Consider the following 14,599-nt stretch of genomic DNA (forward strand, 5'->3'; position numbering starts at 1 on the left):
GCGCATGGACCGGGAACAGCTCGCCGCGTTTCTCCGCAGCCGCCGGGCGAAGGTCCTCCCGGCCGACGTCGGCATCGACGGCGGCGCCCGCCGGCGCACCCCCGGCCTGCGCCGCGAGGAGGTGGCCCGGCTCGCGGGCATCTCGGTCGACTACTACGCCCGCCTGGAGCAGGCCCGCGGGCCACGCCCGTCGCGGCAGGTGCTCGGCGCGCTCGGCCGGGCGCTGCGCCTGCTCGACGACGAGCGCACCTACCTCTTCCAGGTCGCCGGCGAGCAGCCCGCCCTCCCCGCGGGGCCGTCGCCGCACGTGTCGGCGGGCATCCTGCACCTGCTGGACCGGCTCGACGACACCCCGGCGTTCGTGATCGACGCGAAGTACGAGCTGCTCGCCTGGAACCCGATGGCCGTCGCCCTGATGGGTGACCCCGCCGCCGTCATGTCCGCCTCGCGCAACATGATCTGGAACCTGTTCACCGGCCCCGCCGACCTGACGGCGCCGGAGACGTCGCAGTTCGCCGACGAGTGCGTGGCGGACCTGCGGGCGGCGTCCGTCCGGTACCCCGGCGACCCCGGCATCCAGTCGCTGATCGCGCGGCTGCGCTCGGCCGGCCCGGAGTTCACCCGCCGCTGGGACGAGCACCAGGTCGGCGTCCGCCGCACCACGACGAAGCGCCTCGACCACCCCGTCCACGGCGAGCTGGTCTTCGACTGCGAGGTGCTCGACATCGCCGACGCCGGCCAGAAGGTGATCTTCTACACCGCCGAGGCGGGCTCGCACAGCGCGTGGGTGCTGTGCTCGCTGCGCCAGCGCCCCGCGTACGCGGGCTGACCCGCCGTCAGTGGCGGGCGGCCTGGGCGATCTGGTTGCGGAAGCCGGGGCCCAGGGTCGAGGCCTTCGCCGACTCGTGGGTGAGGCGGGCGCTGAGCAGGCCGCCCTGGCGGGCGATCCCCGCGGCGAGCGCCGGCACCAGCGGCAGCAGCCAGTCGGCCAGGAGGCCACGGGCCGGCAGGTACGCGACGAGCAGCACGGCGAGCGCGACCGCGACCCCCTCGACCATGCCGCGCCAGGCGCCCCGGCCCGAGGCGGCGACCGCCTCGCGGCGGGTGATCGTGGCGGTGTCTAGGCCGTCGAGCGCCCTGGTGTCGCGGCGGCCGAGGTTGAAGCAGGCACACCCGACGCTCGTGGAGACGCCGAGCACCGTCGCGGCGACGACGCTCCTGGTCAGCAGGACCGTCAGCCCGAACACCGCCCCGCCGGCCCCGCAGGCGACGAGGGCGCGCAGCCACTCCTTCTTGTCCCCCGGGTACCAGTAGTAACGCGTGGTGTTGGGCGTCAGCTGCCGGATGATGTGGCCCATGCGAAGCTTCCCTTGTTCAGCCGGGTGGCCTCTTGATCATCCTGCACGCGGGGGCAGTTTGCGGGGAAATGGCGGTTTAGAACAGTACGGTCGCGAAGGTGCCCACCTGCTGGAACCCGCACCGTTCGTACACCGCGCGGGCAGGGGTGTTGTAGTCGTTGACATACAGGCTGACCGATGGCGCCACCCGCCGCAGGGCGTCGCGCACGATCGTGGCGATCCCGCCCCGGGCCAGCCCCCGGCCGCGCCACTCCGGCGCGGTCCAGACGCCCTGGATCTGCGCGGTGTGCTTGGTGACCACCGCCAGCTCGGCCTTGAACACGACCTTGCCGTTGATCACCCGCGCGTAGGCCCGGCGGGCCCGGACGAGCTCGCCGACCCGCTCCCGGTAGGAGCGCTCGCCGCCGTCGGCGGTCGGTGAGACGCCGACCTCCTCGGTGTACATCGCGACCGCCGCCGGGAAGAGCAGGTCGATCTCGTCGGGCCGGACGAGGCGCACCCCCGGGTCGGCGGGCACCGGCGCCGGCGACGAGGTCGCCATCAGCGGCTGGTTCGGCCGTACGTCACGCGCCGGCCCCCACGAGGGTGCCAGCCGGCTCCACAGGCCGAGGACCGCGTCGGCGGACCCGACGATCGACGAACAGCCGCGCGGCTCACCCGCGACCATGTCCGCGAACGCCGCGACGGCCGGCGCCGAGGCGTTGACAGGGATCAGGTTGGCGCCGAGCCAGCACAGCGACTCCAGGTGGCGGCGCGAACCGTAACCGAAGATCCGGGCGTCCTGTCGCCACCACGCGAGCCCGGCCATCGAGATCCGCTCGGCGACCTGGGCGCCGCCGAACGGGTCGCCGTCGAGCAGCCGCTCGACCGCGCCGCGCTCGGCGTCGCCGAGGAGCCTCGCCGCCACCGTTAGCATGCGTACAAGCCTGCCAGATCCACCCGGGGACAGCCGCACATACCCGCCGCCGCCGTCCCCGTGTCAGGCACTAGTGGACCGTGACCGAGGGTCCGAGGCCGCGCAGCTCCTCGGGCAGATCGACGCCCATCTCCTCGGCGAGGCGCAGCGCCTCCTCGACCAGGGTCTCCACGATCTGCGACTCGGGCACCGTCTTGATGACCTTGCCCTGGACGAAGATCTGCCCCTTGCCGTTGCCGGACGCGACGCCGAGGTCCGCCTCGCGCGCCTCACCCGGACCGTTGACGACGCAGCCCATGACCGCGACCCGCAGCGGTGCCGGGAACCCGTCGAGCGCGGCGGTGACCTGCTCGGCCAGGGTGTAGACGTCGACCTGGGCGCGGCCGCAGGACGGGCACGAGACGATCTCCAGGCCGCGCTCGCGCAGGCCGAGCGCCTCGAGGATCGCGTTGCCGACCTTGATCTCCTCGACCGGCGGCGCCGACAGGGAGACGCGGATCGTGTCGCCGATGCCCTCGGCGAGCAGCGCGCCGAACGCGACGGACGACTTGATCGTGCCCTGGAACGCCGGGCCGGCCTCGGTGACGCCCAGGTGCAGCGGGTAGTCGCACTGCTCGGCGAGCTGCCGGTACGCGCGGATCATCACGACGGGGTCGTTGTGCTTGACCGAGATCTTGATGTCGCGGAAGCCGTGCTCCTCGAACAGCGAGCACTCCCACAGCGCCGACTCGACCAGCGCCTCGGCCGTCGCCTTGCCGTACTTCTCCAGCAGGCGCTTGTCGAGGGAGCCGGCGTTGACGCCGATGCGGATCGGGATGCCCGCGTCGGAGGCCGCCTTCGCGATCTCCTTGACCTTGTCGTCGAACTGGCGGATGTTGCCCGGGTTGACCCGGACGGCCGCACAGCCGGCGTCGATCGCCGCGAACACGTACTTCGGCTGGAAGTGGATGTCGGCGATGACCGGGATCTGCGACTTCTTCGCGATCGCCGGCAGCGCCTCGACGTCGTCCTGGCTGGGCACGGCGACCCGCACGATCTGGCAGCCCGAGGCGGTGAGCTCGGCGATCTGCTGGAGCGTGCTGTTGACGTCGGCGGTGAGCGTGGTCGCCATGGACTGCACGGACACCGGCGCGCCGCCACCGACCGGCACGGAGCCGACCATGATCTGGCGTGACTTGCGGCGCGGTGCGAGCGCCGGCGGGGGGACGGCCGGCAGGCCGAGGCTGACAGCGGTCATGGAATGCGCCACCTGTTTCAGGTCTTGTGATCGTCTACTTGAGGCTGATCGGGTTCACGAAGTCGGCGGTCACCGTCAGCAGGACGAAGACGCCGAGGATGCCTATCACGCCCAGCGTGATGGGCGCCAGCTTGTAGTAGTCCACCCGACCTGGGTCGGGTTTGCCCAGCTTGGCCGCGAACCAGGACCGCACGCGCTCGAACCAGGCGATCGCGATGTGACCGCCGTCCATCGGCAGCAGCGGGAACAGGTTGAAGATGCCGAAGAACAGGTTCAGGCTGGCGAAGAGCAGCAGCAGCGAGGCCCAGTCGCCGAGCTCGAACAGCTCGCCGCCGATCCGGCTGGCGCCGACGACGCTGACCGGGGTCTCCGGGTCGCGCTTCTCGCCGAAGATCGCCTTGAACAGGTTGGGCACCTTCTCCGGGATGTCCTTGAACGAGGCGAACGTGCGGTCGATCAGCGACCAGGTGATGGTGAACGTCTTGTCGACGCCCTCGACCGGGCCGTACGAGACGTGCGGGATGTCCGAGGTCCGCGGGGCGATGCTGATGCCCAGCAGGCCGCCCTGCTCCAGGTCGGCCGCGGTGATCTTGTCGTAGGTTTTGGACTTGTCCACGTCGGGCTTGAGCCGCTGCGCCTCGGGGATGCTGGCGGTGCCGCTGAGCGCCTTGCCGTCGCGGGTCCACGTCACCGTGACGGTCTTGTTGGTCGCCTTCTTGAGCTCCTCGCGCAGCACGGCCGAGCTGGGTGTGGCGACCCCGTCGACCGACGTGATCAGGTCGCCGGACTTGAGGCCGAGCTGCGCCGCCGGGCTCTTCGGGTCCTTGGCCGGGTCGCAGGCCTTCGGCAGCTTGGTGCTCGCGTCGTACTCCCACTTGGTGGCGATGCACTCGGTGACCGGGCCGACGCGGACCGGCCATGAGTCCTGCTTGGTCTCCGGGTCGGGGATGCCGACGAACGAGAAGAGCACCCACAGCGTGATGAGGGTGATCGCGAAGTGGGTGATGGAGCCCGCGCTCATCACGATCGTCCGCTTCCACACCGGGAAGCGCCACATGGCCCGCGGGTCGTCGGCGCCGGCGACGCCGGTCACCGGGTCGACGTCGTCCTCCTGGGGGGTCATCCCGACGATCTTCACGAAGCCGCCGAACGGCAGCGCCTTGATGCCGTACTCGGTCTCGCCGCGCTTGAACGACCAGATCGTCGGGCCGAACCCGGCGAAGTACTTGGTCACCCGCATGCCGAACCATTTGGCGGTCAGCATGTGCCCCGCTTCGTGCAGACACACCGCGAACAGGATCCCCACCGCGAAGAGGACGATCCCCACCGTGAACGCCATCAGGCCCCTTTCCCGCCCGCGATCCGCTCGCGCGCATAGGCCCGCGCCCAGGATTCGGCGGCGAGCACGTCATCGACGGTACCTGGTTCGGCAAAGTCCGGTGCGTCCGTAAGGGTCTGCTCCAAAGTCTCCACAATTCCGAGGAATGGAAGCTCACCCGCTGTGAACGCGGCCACACATTCCTCGTTGGCGGCGTTGTAGATCGCCGGCCGGCACCGGCCCGCCTCCCCGGCCGCCTTCGCCAGCGCGACCGCGGGGAACGCCTCCTCGTCGAGCGGGCGCAGCTCCCACGTGTGGGCCTTGGTCCAGTCCACGCCCGGCGCGGCGTCGGCGACCCGGTCGGGCCAGCCGAGGGCGAGCGCGATCGGCAGGCGCATGTCGGGCGGGCTGCACTGGGCGAGCGTCGAGCCGTCGTGGAACTCGACCAGCGAGTGGATCACCGACTGCGGGTGGACCATGACGTGGATGTCGCGGTACGGCACCCCGAACAGCTCGTGCGTCTCGATCACCTCGAGGCCCTTGTTGACGAGCGTGGCGCTGTTGATCGTGACGACCGGGCCCATGTCCCAGGTCGGGTGGGCGAGCGCCTCCTGCGGGGTGACCCCGACGAGCTGCTCGCGGGTCCGGCCGCGGAACGCGCCGCCCGACGCGGTCAGGATCAGGCGCCTGACCTCCTTCGCCGTGCCGCCCCGCAGCCCCTGCGCGAGGGCCGAGTGCTCCGAGTCGACCGGGACGATCTGGCCCGGCCGGGCGGCGGCTCGTACGAGCGGACCACCGGCGACCAGGGACTCCTTGTTGGCCAGGGCCAGGATGCGGCCGGCACGCAGGGCGGCGAGCGTCGGGGCCAGGCCCAGCGAGCCGACGACCCCGTTGAGGACCATGTCGCACGGCCAGTGCGCCAGCTCGGTCATCGCGTCGGGCCCGGCGAGGATCTTCGGCAGCCGGAAGTCGCCGGTCGCCCAGCCGCGGCGGGCGGCCTCGCTGTAGAACGCGAGCTGCAGGTCCTGCGCGGCGGTGGCCTTCGCCACGCCGACCGCGTCGACGCCGAGCTCCAGCGCCTGCTCGGCGAGCAGGCGGACGTTGCCACCGCCGGCGCCGATCGCGACCACTCGGAACTTGTCGGGATTACGACGGACGATGTCGATCGCTTGGGTGCCGATCGAGCCGGTCGAGCCCAGCAGAACGATCTCGCGGGGAGTCACCCGTCCATTGTCTCAGGCGTGCACGTGTCGAGGTGGCCGACCGGGTGCCGATGCCGCGGGGGCACACAGTGGTGCGCCCCCGCGACCGACCGTCATCGCGGTGAATCCCAGATGCCATCCCCGTTAGTACACATGTACCAATTATAGATCATCACTTGCCACCGAGCAATCGAATTACGGAGCCACTCGGTGCAGGTCACGCGGGAAGAGCGTGGTCTCGCGGACGTTCGAAGCACCGGTCAGACGGGCCATGAACCGCTCCAGCCCGATCGCGAACCCGCCGTGCGGCGGCATGCCGTGCCGGAACGCCTCCAGGTAGGTCTCCAGCGTCCCCGCGGTCCCTTCCTCCAAGGCGGCCAGGTAGTCCTCGTACCGGTGCAGCCGCTGCCCGCCCGTGACCAGTTCGAGCCCCCGGAACAGCAGGTCGAAGGAGTTGGACCAGCGCGGCTCACCCGGCTGCGGGTGGGTGTAGAAGGGCCGTTTGCGCATCGGGTACCCCTCCACGTACAGGAAGTCCGAACCGTGCTCCCGCGCGGCCCACTCCCCCAGCGCACGCTCGTGCTCCGGGGCGAGGTCGGGCTCGTCCTCCGGCGCCCCCGCGATCTTGAGCGCCTCCTGGAAGTGCAGCACCGGGATCCGCTCCGGCACCGCCGCCTGGAACCCGAACTCCTGCACGGCGCCGACCATCGCCCGGATCACCTCGGTGAGCACGGCCATGACGTCGCGGTGGTTCTCGATGAACCCCAGCTCGGCGTCGAGGGACGTGTACGTCGCCAGGTGGCGGGACGTGTCGTGCGGCTCGGCCCGGAAGACGGGGCCGACCTCGTACACCCGCTCGAAGACGCCGACCATGGTCTGCTTGTAGAACTGCGGCGACTGCGCCAGGTACGCCTTCGCGCCGAAGTAGTCGATCTCGAACACGTTGGCGCCGCTCTCCGTGGCGCTGCCGACGATCTTCGGCGTGAACACCTCGGTGAAGCCCCGCTCGTCCAGCGCCCGGCGGAACGCGCCGACCGCCTTCGCCGACGCCGCGAACACCTTCTTGCGCTGCGGGTGCCGCAACGTCACGGCGGCGTGGTCCAGCAGCATCGGCAGCGACGCGTTGAGCTCCGGCCGGAACAGCTCCACGGGCGGCGGCTCGGCCTCCCCCAACACGGTGAACACCGGCTCGACCAGCTCCACCCCGCCGGGCGCCGCCTCGTTGGCGACGACCCGCCCCGTCACCGCGACGACCTGCTCCTCCGCCGGCACCGCCGACTCCTTGCACACGATCTGCAGCAGGCCTTCGCGGTCGCGCAGGACCACGAACGCGACCTTGGCGAGCAGCCGCCGCCGATGGACCCAGCCTGCGACGTTCACCGTTTCGCCGACGTACTGAGGAAGCTGGCTGGACAGGATGCGATGCATGACACCTCCCGAGAGACTCCGCTCCCCGGAGGTGTGGGCGATGGGGCCGGTCGCGGTGCCACCACACCTTCGCCACGGCATGCCGCCGTGACCTCGATGCAACGGCTCAGCGGCAGCACCACCATGCGTTCGTCAGGCGCGGATGCGTCCGCCTCATCGCCGTACCCATCGATCATAAGCAAGTTTTCGGTTCCGCCGCGACGGGAAATCAACCCGCGTGAGCAGCACCCGGCAGGTCCCCGAAACGCGCCTGATGTCCCGCGACGACCTCTCCGCCGACGACGCCTGGCACGCGCTGCGGCGACACGGCGGCTGGTGCCTGCTGCGCGACGCCTTCCTGCGCTTCCGGTACGGCGACGGCTTCAGCCACGCGCGCGCCCTCGGGCTGCAGCTCTGCCTCGCGATCGTGCCGTTCCTGATCGCCCTCACCGGTCTGGTCAGCAAGCTCGGCGTCGCCGAGGGCGGCGAGGTCGTCGCGGACACCGTCCTCGCCCTCACCCCAGGCGCCAGCGACCAGCTCGTCCACGACCTGCTCGCCGACTCCGAGCGCGCCGAGGACATCGGCGAGTTCGCCCTCACCGCCGGTCTGCTCACCGGGATGGCCGCCCTCACCACCGCCATGGCCCAGATCGAGCGCGGCGCCAACCGCATCTACGGCGTCGAACGCGACCGCCCCGCCCACCTCAAGTACGGCCGTGCGGTCCTGCTCGCCGCCGGCGCCGGCATCCCCGCCCTGGCCGGCTTCCTCATGCTGGTGGCCGGCGGCGACCTCGGCCGCTCCGTCCGCGCCCACTACCCCTCCTGGGGCGCCCCCGTCGACGCCGTCTGGCAGTTCCTGCGCTGGCCCTTCAGCGTCGCCCTCGTCGTCACCGCGGTCGCCGCCATCTTCCGCTTCGCCCCGCGCCGCCGCCAGCCCGCCTTCTCCTGGCTCCTCTTCGGCGCCGCCCTCTCCACCGCCTTCTGGTGGCTCATCAGCGCCCTCCTGGCGTTCTACGTCAGCAGCAGCGACGCCTTCGGCGCCACCTACGGCGCCCTCACCGGCATCATGGCCCTCCTCCTGTGGGCGAACCTGACGGGGATCGCCCTGTTCCTGGGGATCGCCTTCGGCGCCCAGCTGGAGGCCCTGCGCGTCGGCGTCCCCGAACCCGTCGTCGAGGACCAGTGGGTCCCCGTCGACGAACAACTCGACCGCGACCCCGACACCGACCCCCAGGCCTTCGCCCACAACCAGCTCAACACCCCCACCCGCTGACTCCCCTGCTCCCAAGCGATTCCGGCAGCCAGAACCACCACAACCATCCGGGATCATGAGCTGTGGAAGCGGGACCCCGAGCCGACCGGCAAGGGCTTGGTTTGCCGCAGCAGGCCAAGACCAGCGCAGCAACGCCGCTTCCCCTTCGTCCTCGGACCCCAGCCAGGATCAGCGCGAGCCAACCAACGACGACGCCTCCGGCGCCCCGAACCGGAGTCCGCGAACCCGAGAGCAGCCAGCAGCCGTGCCACGACGGATACCCCAACTCGGACGCTCCCTGGACAAGCCCAAGCTGACGCGACCAACCAGGCGAGCGGCTGGCAGCCACCAGCTGGGACACAGGGGTTGCCGCCACCGGCAGCTCCGCGACCAGCCGACGACAACACCGCAGCCAACGGTGCCGCACAGACGAACCCCCCTCGGCGTCCGCGGCGTTCAGCCCCGTGGGCAGGCCCAGGCTGGTGCGGGACGAATCAGGCAACACCGACGGACACCAGCCAGAACACGGGAAGGTCTCCACCGACGACCCCGCAGGCAGCCGAACACACCACCGCAGCCAACGGCCCAGCGCAGACGGCCCCTCCTTGCCACCCGCGACGGCCAACCCGTGGACAAGCCCAGACCGGCGCGGGGCAAGTCAGGCGAACACCCACAGACAGCGACCGGAACACGGGAACGCCGCCGCCGACCCCCGCGACAGCCGGGGAGCGGTCAGGAGCGGGTCAAGTCCGCCTTCAGGTGCGGGCACCGGCATTGCATGATCCAGTCGCCCAGCTGGCGGCCAGGAGCCCAGCCAGCACGCCCAGCCAGCACCCCAAGCACGCTGAGCACCCCAAGCACGCCGAGCGGGAACGCCGCGGCCAGGTCAGGCGGTGGGGGTGAGATCCCGGGTGAGTCCCGGGTGGGGCAGGTCAGCCTGGTAAGGGCTGGCGGGCGGCGGTGGGGACGCGGGGGTTGCCGAGGTCGGCGCGGTGGCCGGCGGCGCTGCCCGCGTCGAAGCCGCCGCCCGTCAAGCGGCGGGGGCGGGCGGTGCGCAGGTCCGGATACTGCTCGTCGACCGCCACGTCGACGGCGCGGCCCCGGTCGGCCAGGACGAGGGCCATGCCCGGCTGGTCGGGGGTGGCGGCGCGGCTGCGCTCGTCGGCCTCGGCGAAGCGGTGGGCGACCGCCGAGCCGAAGCCGATGAGCCAGGAGCGGCGCCAGGCGGCGACCTGCTCGCCGGGCGGGACGGGCTCGGTGAGGACGCCGCGGGCCGCCTGGACGAGCAGGGACGCGAACAGCAGCTCGACGCCGGCGACGTCGGACTCGAAGCCGAACAGGTGCATGGAGATGCGCAGGCCGTCGCGGGTGCGGTGCTGCAGGCGGACCGAGCGGCAGCGCAGGGAGGTGGCGACCACGTGCAGGAGATGGGCCTTCTCGCGCAGATACGGCGGGTGCAGCTCGACCAGCCGGTTGCCGACGGTCTGCGGGCGCAGGCCGTCGGTGGCGGCGAGCAGTGCCTGATCGATGCCGTACTTGCCGATGAGCTCGGCGGCCTTGGCGGTCAGCGCCTCGGCCTCCTCCCGCGTGCACGCGGGATCCTCGGCCTTGGCGAGCAGCTTCCGAACCTTCTCCAACACGAACAGAGGCTACCGCCGACCTACGACAATTCCGCCGCAGCGCCGTCCACGGAGGCCGACGCCGGCGCACCGGCAGCACGGGAGCGCAGCTCGTGCCCCACGCTCGTCAGGCAGCGCCCGCTGGGCAGGTCGAACTTCCAGCCGTGCAGCTGACAGGTGAGCGTGTTGCCGTCGACGATGCCGAAGCGGGTCAGGTCGGCCTTCAGGTGCGGGCACCGGCGCTGCACGATCCAGTCGCCCAGCTTGATGTCCTCGGCGTCGGGCTTCTGCTCGGCGAACCAGCCCTCCGCGTACTGCAGGCGCTCCTCCGAAAGGCACTTGAAGAACGAGTAGACGAACTCGTTGTACTGGCCGATGCGGGTGGCGGTGAAGCGGCAGGACAGGAAGAGCGAGTTGACCCAGTCGACCTCCTCGATGAAGAGGAGGTGCTCGATGAGGGCGCGCTCGGTGCGGAAGCGGTAGCGGACCTTCTCGTCGGCGTACTGGCGGACCTGCTTGCCCGGGAAGTCCACGACGATCGACTCGACGGAGGTGCCGTCATACCCCACCAGGTCGAAGCGGACCGGGCCGCCGACGCCCTTCGCGAGGTAGACGGACTCGTCGAGCAGCGGCTCGATGCGCCGCTTCATCTCCTTGAGCACGTCGACCTCGGGGTGCCGCCAGGACGCCTTCGCGGCCTCGATGATCGGCCGCTTCCGGTCACGCATCTCCTCCAGGTGCTCCCGCTTGTGCGCGAAGAACTCCTCCACGTCGACCGGGTGCACGGTGGAGACCGAGTCGGGGGTCACCGTCATCACCGACCCGGGCAGCAGCACCGTGGAGTTGGTGCCGCCGTGCTTGGCGTACTCCTGCTGGAACACCCACTGGTCGGGGAAGATGTTGCCCTCGTCACCGAAGATGTCGTTGAACTGCCAGAGCTCGTCGTCGAGGAAGCACGGCGGCCCCGCGATGGGCACCACGTGCGAGGCCTTGAGATCGTCGATGTACCGGAAGGTCCGGTCGAACTGCCGGTCGCGCTTCTGCTTGCCGAACGCGGTCTTCGCGGCCTGCGGCAGGTCGTAGACCATCGGGTACCAGATGGCGCCGGAGAACTGGAGCAGGTGCGCGTGCACGTGCCCGAGCTCGGCATACGTGGTGAGGTCGGTCGGGCGGGCGTCATTCTGGTTGAGGATGCGGACGCCGTTGTGCTCGACCCACAGTGAGGAGTCACCGATCGGCCCGTCGGTCGGCGAGGTGAGCGCCTGGATCATGATCTTCAGGCCGCCGTCGAGCTCGTGGACGTGGTCGCTCCTGGTCTCCAGGAACCGGGTGAAGCCGAGCGCCTCGAGCTCGTCGCGCATCTCCGACGTGGGGAACTCGGGCAGCAGCACCGTCGCCTTCTTCGACACGAAGCGCTTCAGGTGCTCCGCGTCGAAGTGGTCCCGGTGCAGGTGGGACACGTAGAGGTAGTCGCAGTCGCCGAGCGTCTCCCAGTCGAGCAGGGAGTTGTCGGGGAACGGGAACCACGACGCGAAGTACGCCGGGTTGACCCACGGGTCACAGAGGATGCTGCCGGCATCGGTGTCGATGCGCAGGCTGGCGTGTCCCGTCCCGGTGATCCGCACCGCGTTCCTCCCTCGAACTACAACTGGCATGCCGCTCCGACGCTACCCGACCGACCCGCAACCGTCGGTCCGGGTGCCGCATGCCAGACTTTGTCGCGAAGCACACCTGCAGCGAAAGGACGCGTCGTGGCCGAGCACGAGCCTGTGACCTCTCCCGACCAGCACAAGCCGGGACACCCGCGGGCCGCCCGCTTCGGTGCCGCCGTCACCGCGCTGCTCATCCTGGGGATGTTGGTCGGCAACCACCAGGGCCGGGTCGAGGACATCTGGTTGATCGTGACCGCCGGTGTACTGGTGCTCGCCCTCGTCGGGGACTGGGTGCTGCGCCGGAACGGCCTTCGGTAGTCGCCGGTCGTACATGCGGCAAAGGCGCACCGGAAGCACCGGTGCGCCTTTTCGCGTCTGCGCTCAGCGGCGGCGCATCACAAGGTCACGGACCTCCTTGAGGGCGGCGTCGACCTCCGCCTCGAAGTAGCCGCCGGGCACCAGGTTGAAGTGCGACGGGTCGAGGTCACCGTCGGTGAGCGGACCACCACGGCCGGACAGTGACGCCATGACGCCCTCGAACAGCCGGTCGACCTGCGCGCGGTCGTAGCCGCTGCCGAAGCGGCGCAGCTGGAACGTGCGGCGCAGCTGGTCGATGCGGGCCACCTCGGTCGACTGGTGCTGCACCGGCGCGCCCTGGGGCGGGCCGCCGTAGGGCTCGCCGTACGGGTCGCGGTCGGGGCCGCCGCCATACGGGTCGCGGTCACGGTCGGGCGCGCCACCGTAGGCCGCCGGCTCGGGCCGGTCGCGGTCCATGCGGATCTCGGCGGTCATGTCCGCGCGCGGCTGGCGCGGCGCCTCGTAGCCCCGGTCGTCGTCGAAGGCGCCACCGTACGTGGGCTCGTCGTAACGGCCGTAGTTCGGGTCGCGGGGCGGGCCGGCGGGAGCGGGGGCCGGCCGCGGCGGCAGGGGCGGCGGCGGCGCCATCGGCGGGGGGCCCATCCGCTCGGGCTGCATCCGCTCCATCGGGGGCGGACCCATCCGCTCCGGCTGCATGCGCTCCATGGGCGGGGGGCCCATGCGCTCGGGCTGCATCCGCTCCATCGGGGGCGGGCCCATGCGCTCGGGCTGCATGCGCTCGGGCATCCGCTCGGGGGCCATGCGCATCTCGCCGCTGCGCATCTCGCCGCCGCGGGAGTCGAGGGCGCGGCCGAAGCCACCGCCGCCGCGCTCCTCCAGCTCGGCCAGCTGGCGCTCGACCCGGTCGAGGTGCAGGTCCACCTGCCACTCGTCATATCCGCCGAAGCGCACCCGGAAGACCACATCGTGGACCTCCTGAGCGCTCACCGGCGCGCCCATCGGGTCACCGGAGAGGGTGGCCTCGACCCGGTCGAGGAACGAGTCGACCTCGTCGACCTTGTATCCCCGCCGCAGCGCACGGCGCCGGAACCGTTGACCCTGACTCACTGTGTCTCCTCGTTCGCTCGCCGTGCTAGCAAGCCTGTTTCACGCTCTCCCACCTTGCCACCGTTTGAGGCGGCAAGCTGCCCGCAGGCCCCGTCGATCTCCCGGCCGCGGGTGTCGCGCACCGTGGTCGCGACCCCTGCCGCCCGGAGGCGCCGGACGAACTCTCGCTCCACCGGCTTGGGACTAGCGTCCCACTTACTCCCGGGTGTCGGATTGAGCGGGATGAGATTGACATGCGCGAGACGGCCGGACAAGAGCCGGCCGAGCAAATCCGCCCGCCACGGGTGGTCGTTCACATCCCGGATCATTGCGTATTCAATGGACACGCGCCGACCAGTGCGAGCCGCATACTCCCACGCGGCATCAAGCACTTCGGCGACCTTCCAACGTTGGTTGACCGGCACGAGCGTGTCGCGCAGATCATCATCGGGTGCGTGCAGCGACAGCGCAAGCGTCACCGACAGCCCCTCCTGCGTCAACCGGCGCATCGCCGGGACCAGCCCGACGGTGGACACGGTGATGTGCCGCTGGGAGAGCCCGAGCCCTTCCGGGGCGGGGTCGGTGAGCCTGCGGACCGCCGCGACGACCCGGTTGTAGTTGGCGAGGGGCTCGCCCATGCCCATGAACACGACCCGCGACAGCCGGTCCGGGCTGCCGGGCAGGACCCCGCGGGCGGCCATCCCGGCGAACCAGACGACCTGGTCGACGATCTCCGCGGTGGAGAGGTTGCGGGTGAGCCCGGCCTGGCCGGTGGCGCAGAACGGGCACGCCATCCCGCAGCCCGCCTGGCTCGACACGCACACCGTCACGCGGTCTGGATATCCCATGAGGACGCTCTCGACGAGGGAGCCGTCGTGAAGCCGCCACAACGTCTTGCGGGTCGCCCCGTCGTCGGTGGCTTTCTCATGTACGGGGTGCAGCAGGCGCGGCAGCAGCGCTTCCGCGATCGCGTCCCTGCTCCTGGCGGGAAGGTCCGTCATGTCGGCGGGGTCGCGGACCAGCCGGCCGAAGTAGTGCGCCGACACCTGCCCCGCGCGGAACGCCTGCTCCCCCAGCTCGGCGACGGCGGCCCGGCGCCCGGCGAGATCGAGGTCGGCCAGGTGACGCGGTGGCATGGTCGCCCGGCGGCCGTCACTCGTCGTGCCGGTCGCGGTGGATTCGAGGTTCAGAACGGGAAGCTGTGTCATGACGTCTTCAAGTGTCCCATGCCGAG

The 14,599-nt window shown here is 71.0% G+C and carries 13 protein-coding genes; 3 read left to right on the forward strand and 10 right to left on the reverse strand.

Features of this window, described 5'->3' with window-relative positions:
• The first annotated feature begins 4 nt into the window (after window positions 1–4).
• A complete protein-coding gene (locus tag ACQEVZ_RS18440; protein WP_433367999.1) occupies window positions 5–829 on the forward strand; it encodes a helix-turn-helix transcriptional regulator in 825 nt (274 codons plus the stop codon).
• A gap of 7 nt (window positions 830–836) precedes the next feature.
• Here the strand turns inward: ACQEVZ_RS18440 and ACQEVZ_RS18445 are convergent, their stop codons facing one another.
• The 6 genes from ACQEVZ_RS18445 to aspS all read right to left on the reverse strand — a co-directional run bounded on the left by ACQEVZ_RS18445 (window position 837) and on the right by aspS (window position 7,459).
• Window positions 837–1,358 (reverse strand): hypothetical protein, encoded by a 522-nt coding sequence (locus ACQEVZ_RS18445; RefSeq protein ID WP_344507895.1) that lies wholly within the window; start codon window positions 1,356–1,358, stop codon window positions 837–839.
• 76 nt (window positions 1,359–1,434) lie between these two features.
• The gene (locus ACQEVZ_RS18450) at window positions 1,435–2,274 is read right to left on the reverse strand and encodes a GNAT family N-acetyltransferase (RefSeq protein WP_433368003.1); all 840 of its coding nucleotides are present in this window, start codon (window positions 2,272–2,274) and stop codon (window positions 1,435–1,437) included.
• 70 nt (window positions 2,275–2,344) lie between these two features.
• A complete protein-coding gene (ispG, locus tag ACQEVZ_RS18455) occupies window positions 2,345–3,511 on the reverse strand; it encodes a flavodoxin-dependent (E)-4-hydroxy-3-methylbut-2-enyl-diphosphate synthase (RefSeq protein ID WP_344507898.1) in 1,167 nt (388 codons plus the stop codon).
• Between the two features lie 34 nt (window positions 3,512–3,545).
• Complete coding sequence (locus tag ACQEVZ_RS18460; protein WP_433368007.1) at window positions 3,546–4,850, reverse strand: M50 family metallopeptidase; 1,305 nt, start codon at window positions 4,848–4,850, stop codon at window positions 3,546–3,548.
• On the reverse strand, window positions 4,850–6,037 hold the full coding sequence (gene dxr / locus ACQEVZ_RS18465) for a 1-deoxy-D-xylulose-5-phosphate reductoisomerase (protein WP_433376847.1): 1,188 nt from the start codon (window positions 6,035–6,037) through the stop codon (window positions 4,850–4,852). The genes ACQEVZ_RS18460 and dxr overlap by 1 nt, the downstream gene beginning before the upstream one ends.
• A gap of 189 nt (window positions 6,038–6,226) precedes the next feature.
• Entirely contained in the window at window positions 6,227–7,459 is a 1,233-nt protein-coding gene (gene aspS, locus ACQEVZ_RS18470) for an aspartate--tRNA(Asn) ligase (protein ID WP_433368010.1), read from the reverse strand.
• Window positions 7,460–7,676: 217 nt separating this feature from the next.
• Here aspS and ACQEVZ_RS18475 point away from each other — a divergent pair, with 217 nt between their 5' ends.
• Window positions 7,677–8,711, forward strand: coding sequence for a YihY/virulence factor BrkB family protein (locus ACQEVZ_RS18475; RefSeq protein ID WP_433368013.1), 1,035 nt, complete (start codon window positions 7,677–7,679; stop codon window positions 8,709–8,711).
• Window positions 8,712–9,622: 911 nt separating this feature from the next.
• On the opposite strand, the gene ACQEVZ_RS18480 is transcribed toward ACQEVZ_RS18475, so the two are convergent.
• Both ACQEVZ_RS18480 and ACQEVZ_RS18485 read right to left on the reverse strand, forming a co-directional pair.
• Window positions 9,623–10,330 carry a DUF2786 domain-containing protein gene (locus ACQEVZ_RS18480; protein WP_344507906.1) on the reverse strand — a complete coding sequence of 236 codons (708 nt, stop codon included), beginning with the start codon at window positions 10,328–10,330 and terminating at the stop codon, window positions 9,623–9,625.
• A 20-nt stretch (window positions 10,331–10,350) separates the two neighbouring features.
• Window positions 10,351–11,928 (reverse strand): Rieske 2Fe-2S domain-containing protein, encoded by a 1,578-nt coding sequence (locus ACQEVZ_RS18485; protein ID WP_433376850.1) that lies wholly within the window; start codon window positions 11,926–11,928, stop codon window positions 10,351–10,353.
• Window positions 11,929–12,060: 132 nt separating this feature from the next.
• Between ACQEVZ_RS18485 and ACQEVZ_RS18490 the strand changes: the two genes are divergently transcribed.
• Window positions 12,061–12,279 (forward strand): DUF2631 domain-containing protein, encoded by a 219-nt coding sequence (locus ACQEVZ_RS18490; RefSeq protein ID WP_433368016.1) that lies wholly within the window; start codon window positions 12,061–12,063, stop codon window positions 12,277–12,279.
• A 63-nt stretch (window positions 12,280–12,342) separates the two neighbouring features.
• On the opposite strand, the gene ACQEVZ_RS18495 is transcribed toward ACQEVZ_RS18490, so the two are convergent.
• Both ACQEVZ_RS18495 and rlmN read right to left on the reverse strand, forming a co-directional pair.
• Window positions 12,343–13,386 carry a DivIVA domain-containing protein gene (locus tag ACQEVZ_RS18495; protein ID WP_433368019.1) on the reverse strand — a complete coding sequence of 348 codons (1,044 nt, stop codon included), beginning with the start codon at window positions 13,384–13,386 and terminating at the stop codon, window positions 12,343–12,345.
• Window positions 13,383–14,573 carry a 23S rRNA (adenine(2503)-C(2))-methyltransferase RlmN gene (gene rlmN, locus ACQEVZ_RS18500; protein WP_344508179.1) on the reverse strand — a complete coding sequence of 397 codons (1,191 nt, stop codon included), beginning with the start codon at window positions 14,571–14,573 and terminating at the stop codon, window positions 13,383–13,385. The genes ACQEVZ_RS18495 and rlmN overlap by 4 nt, the downstream gene beginning before the upstream one ends.
• Between the last annotated feature and the right edge of the window lie 26 nt (window positions 14,574–14,599).

The organism is Dactylosporangium sp. CA-152071, from assembly GCF_050936335.1.
GTDB classification, from domain to species: Bacteria; Actinomycetota; Actinomycetes; order Mycobacteriales; family Micromonosporaceae; genus Dactylosporangium; species Dactylosporangium maewongense.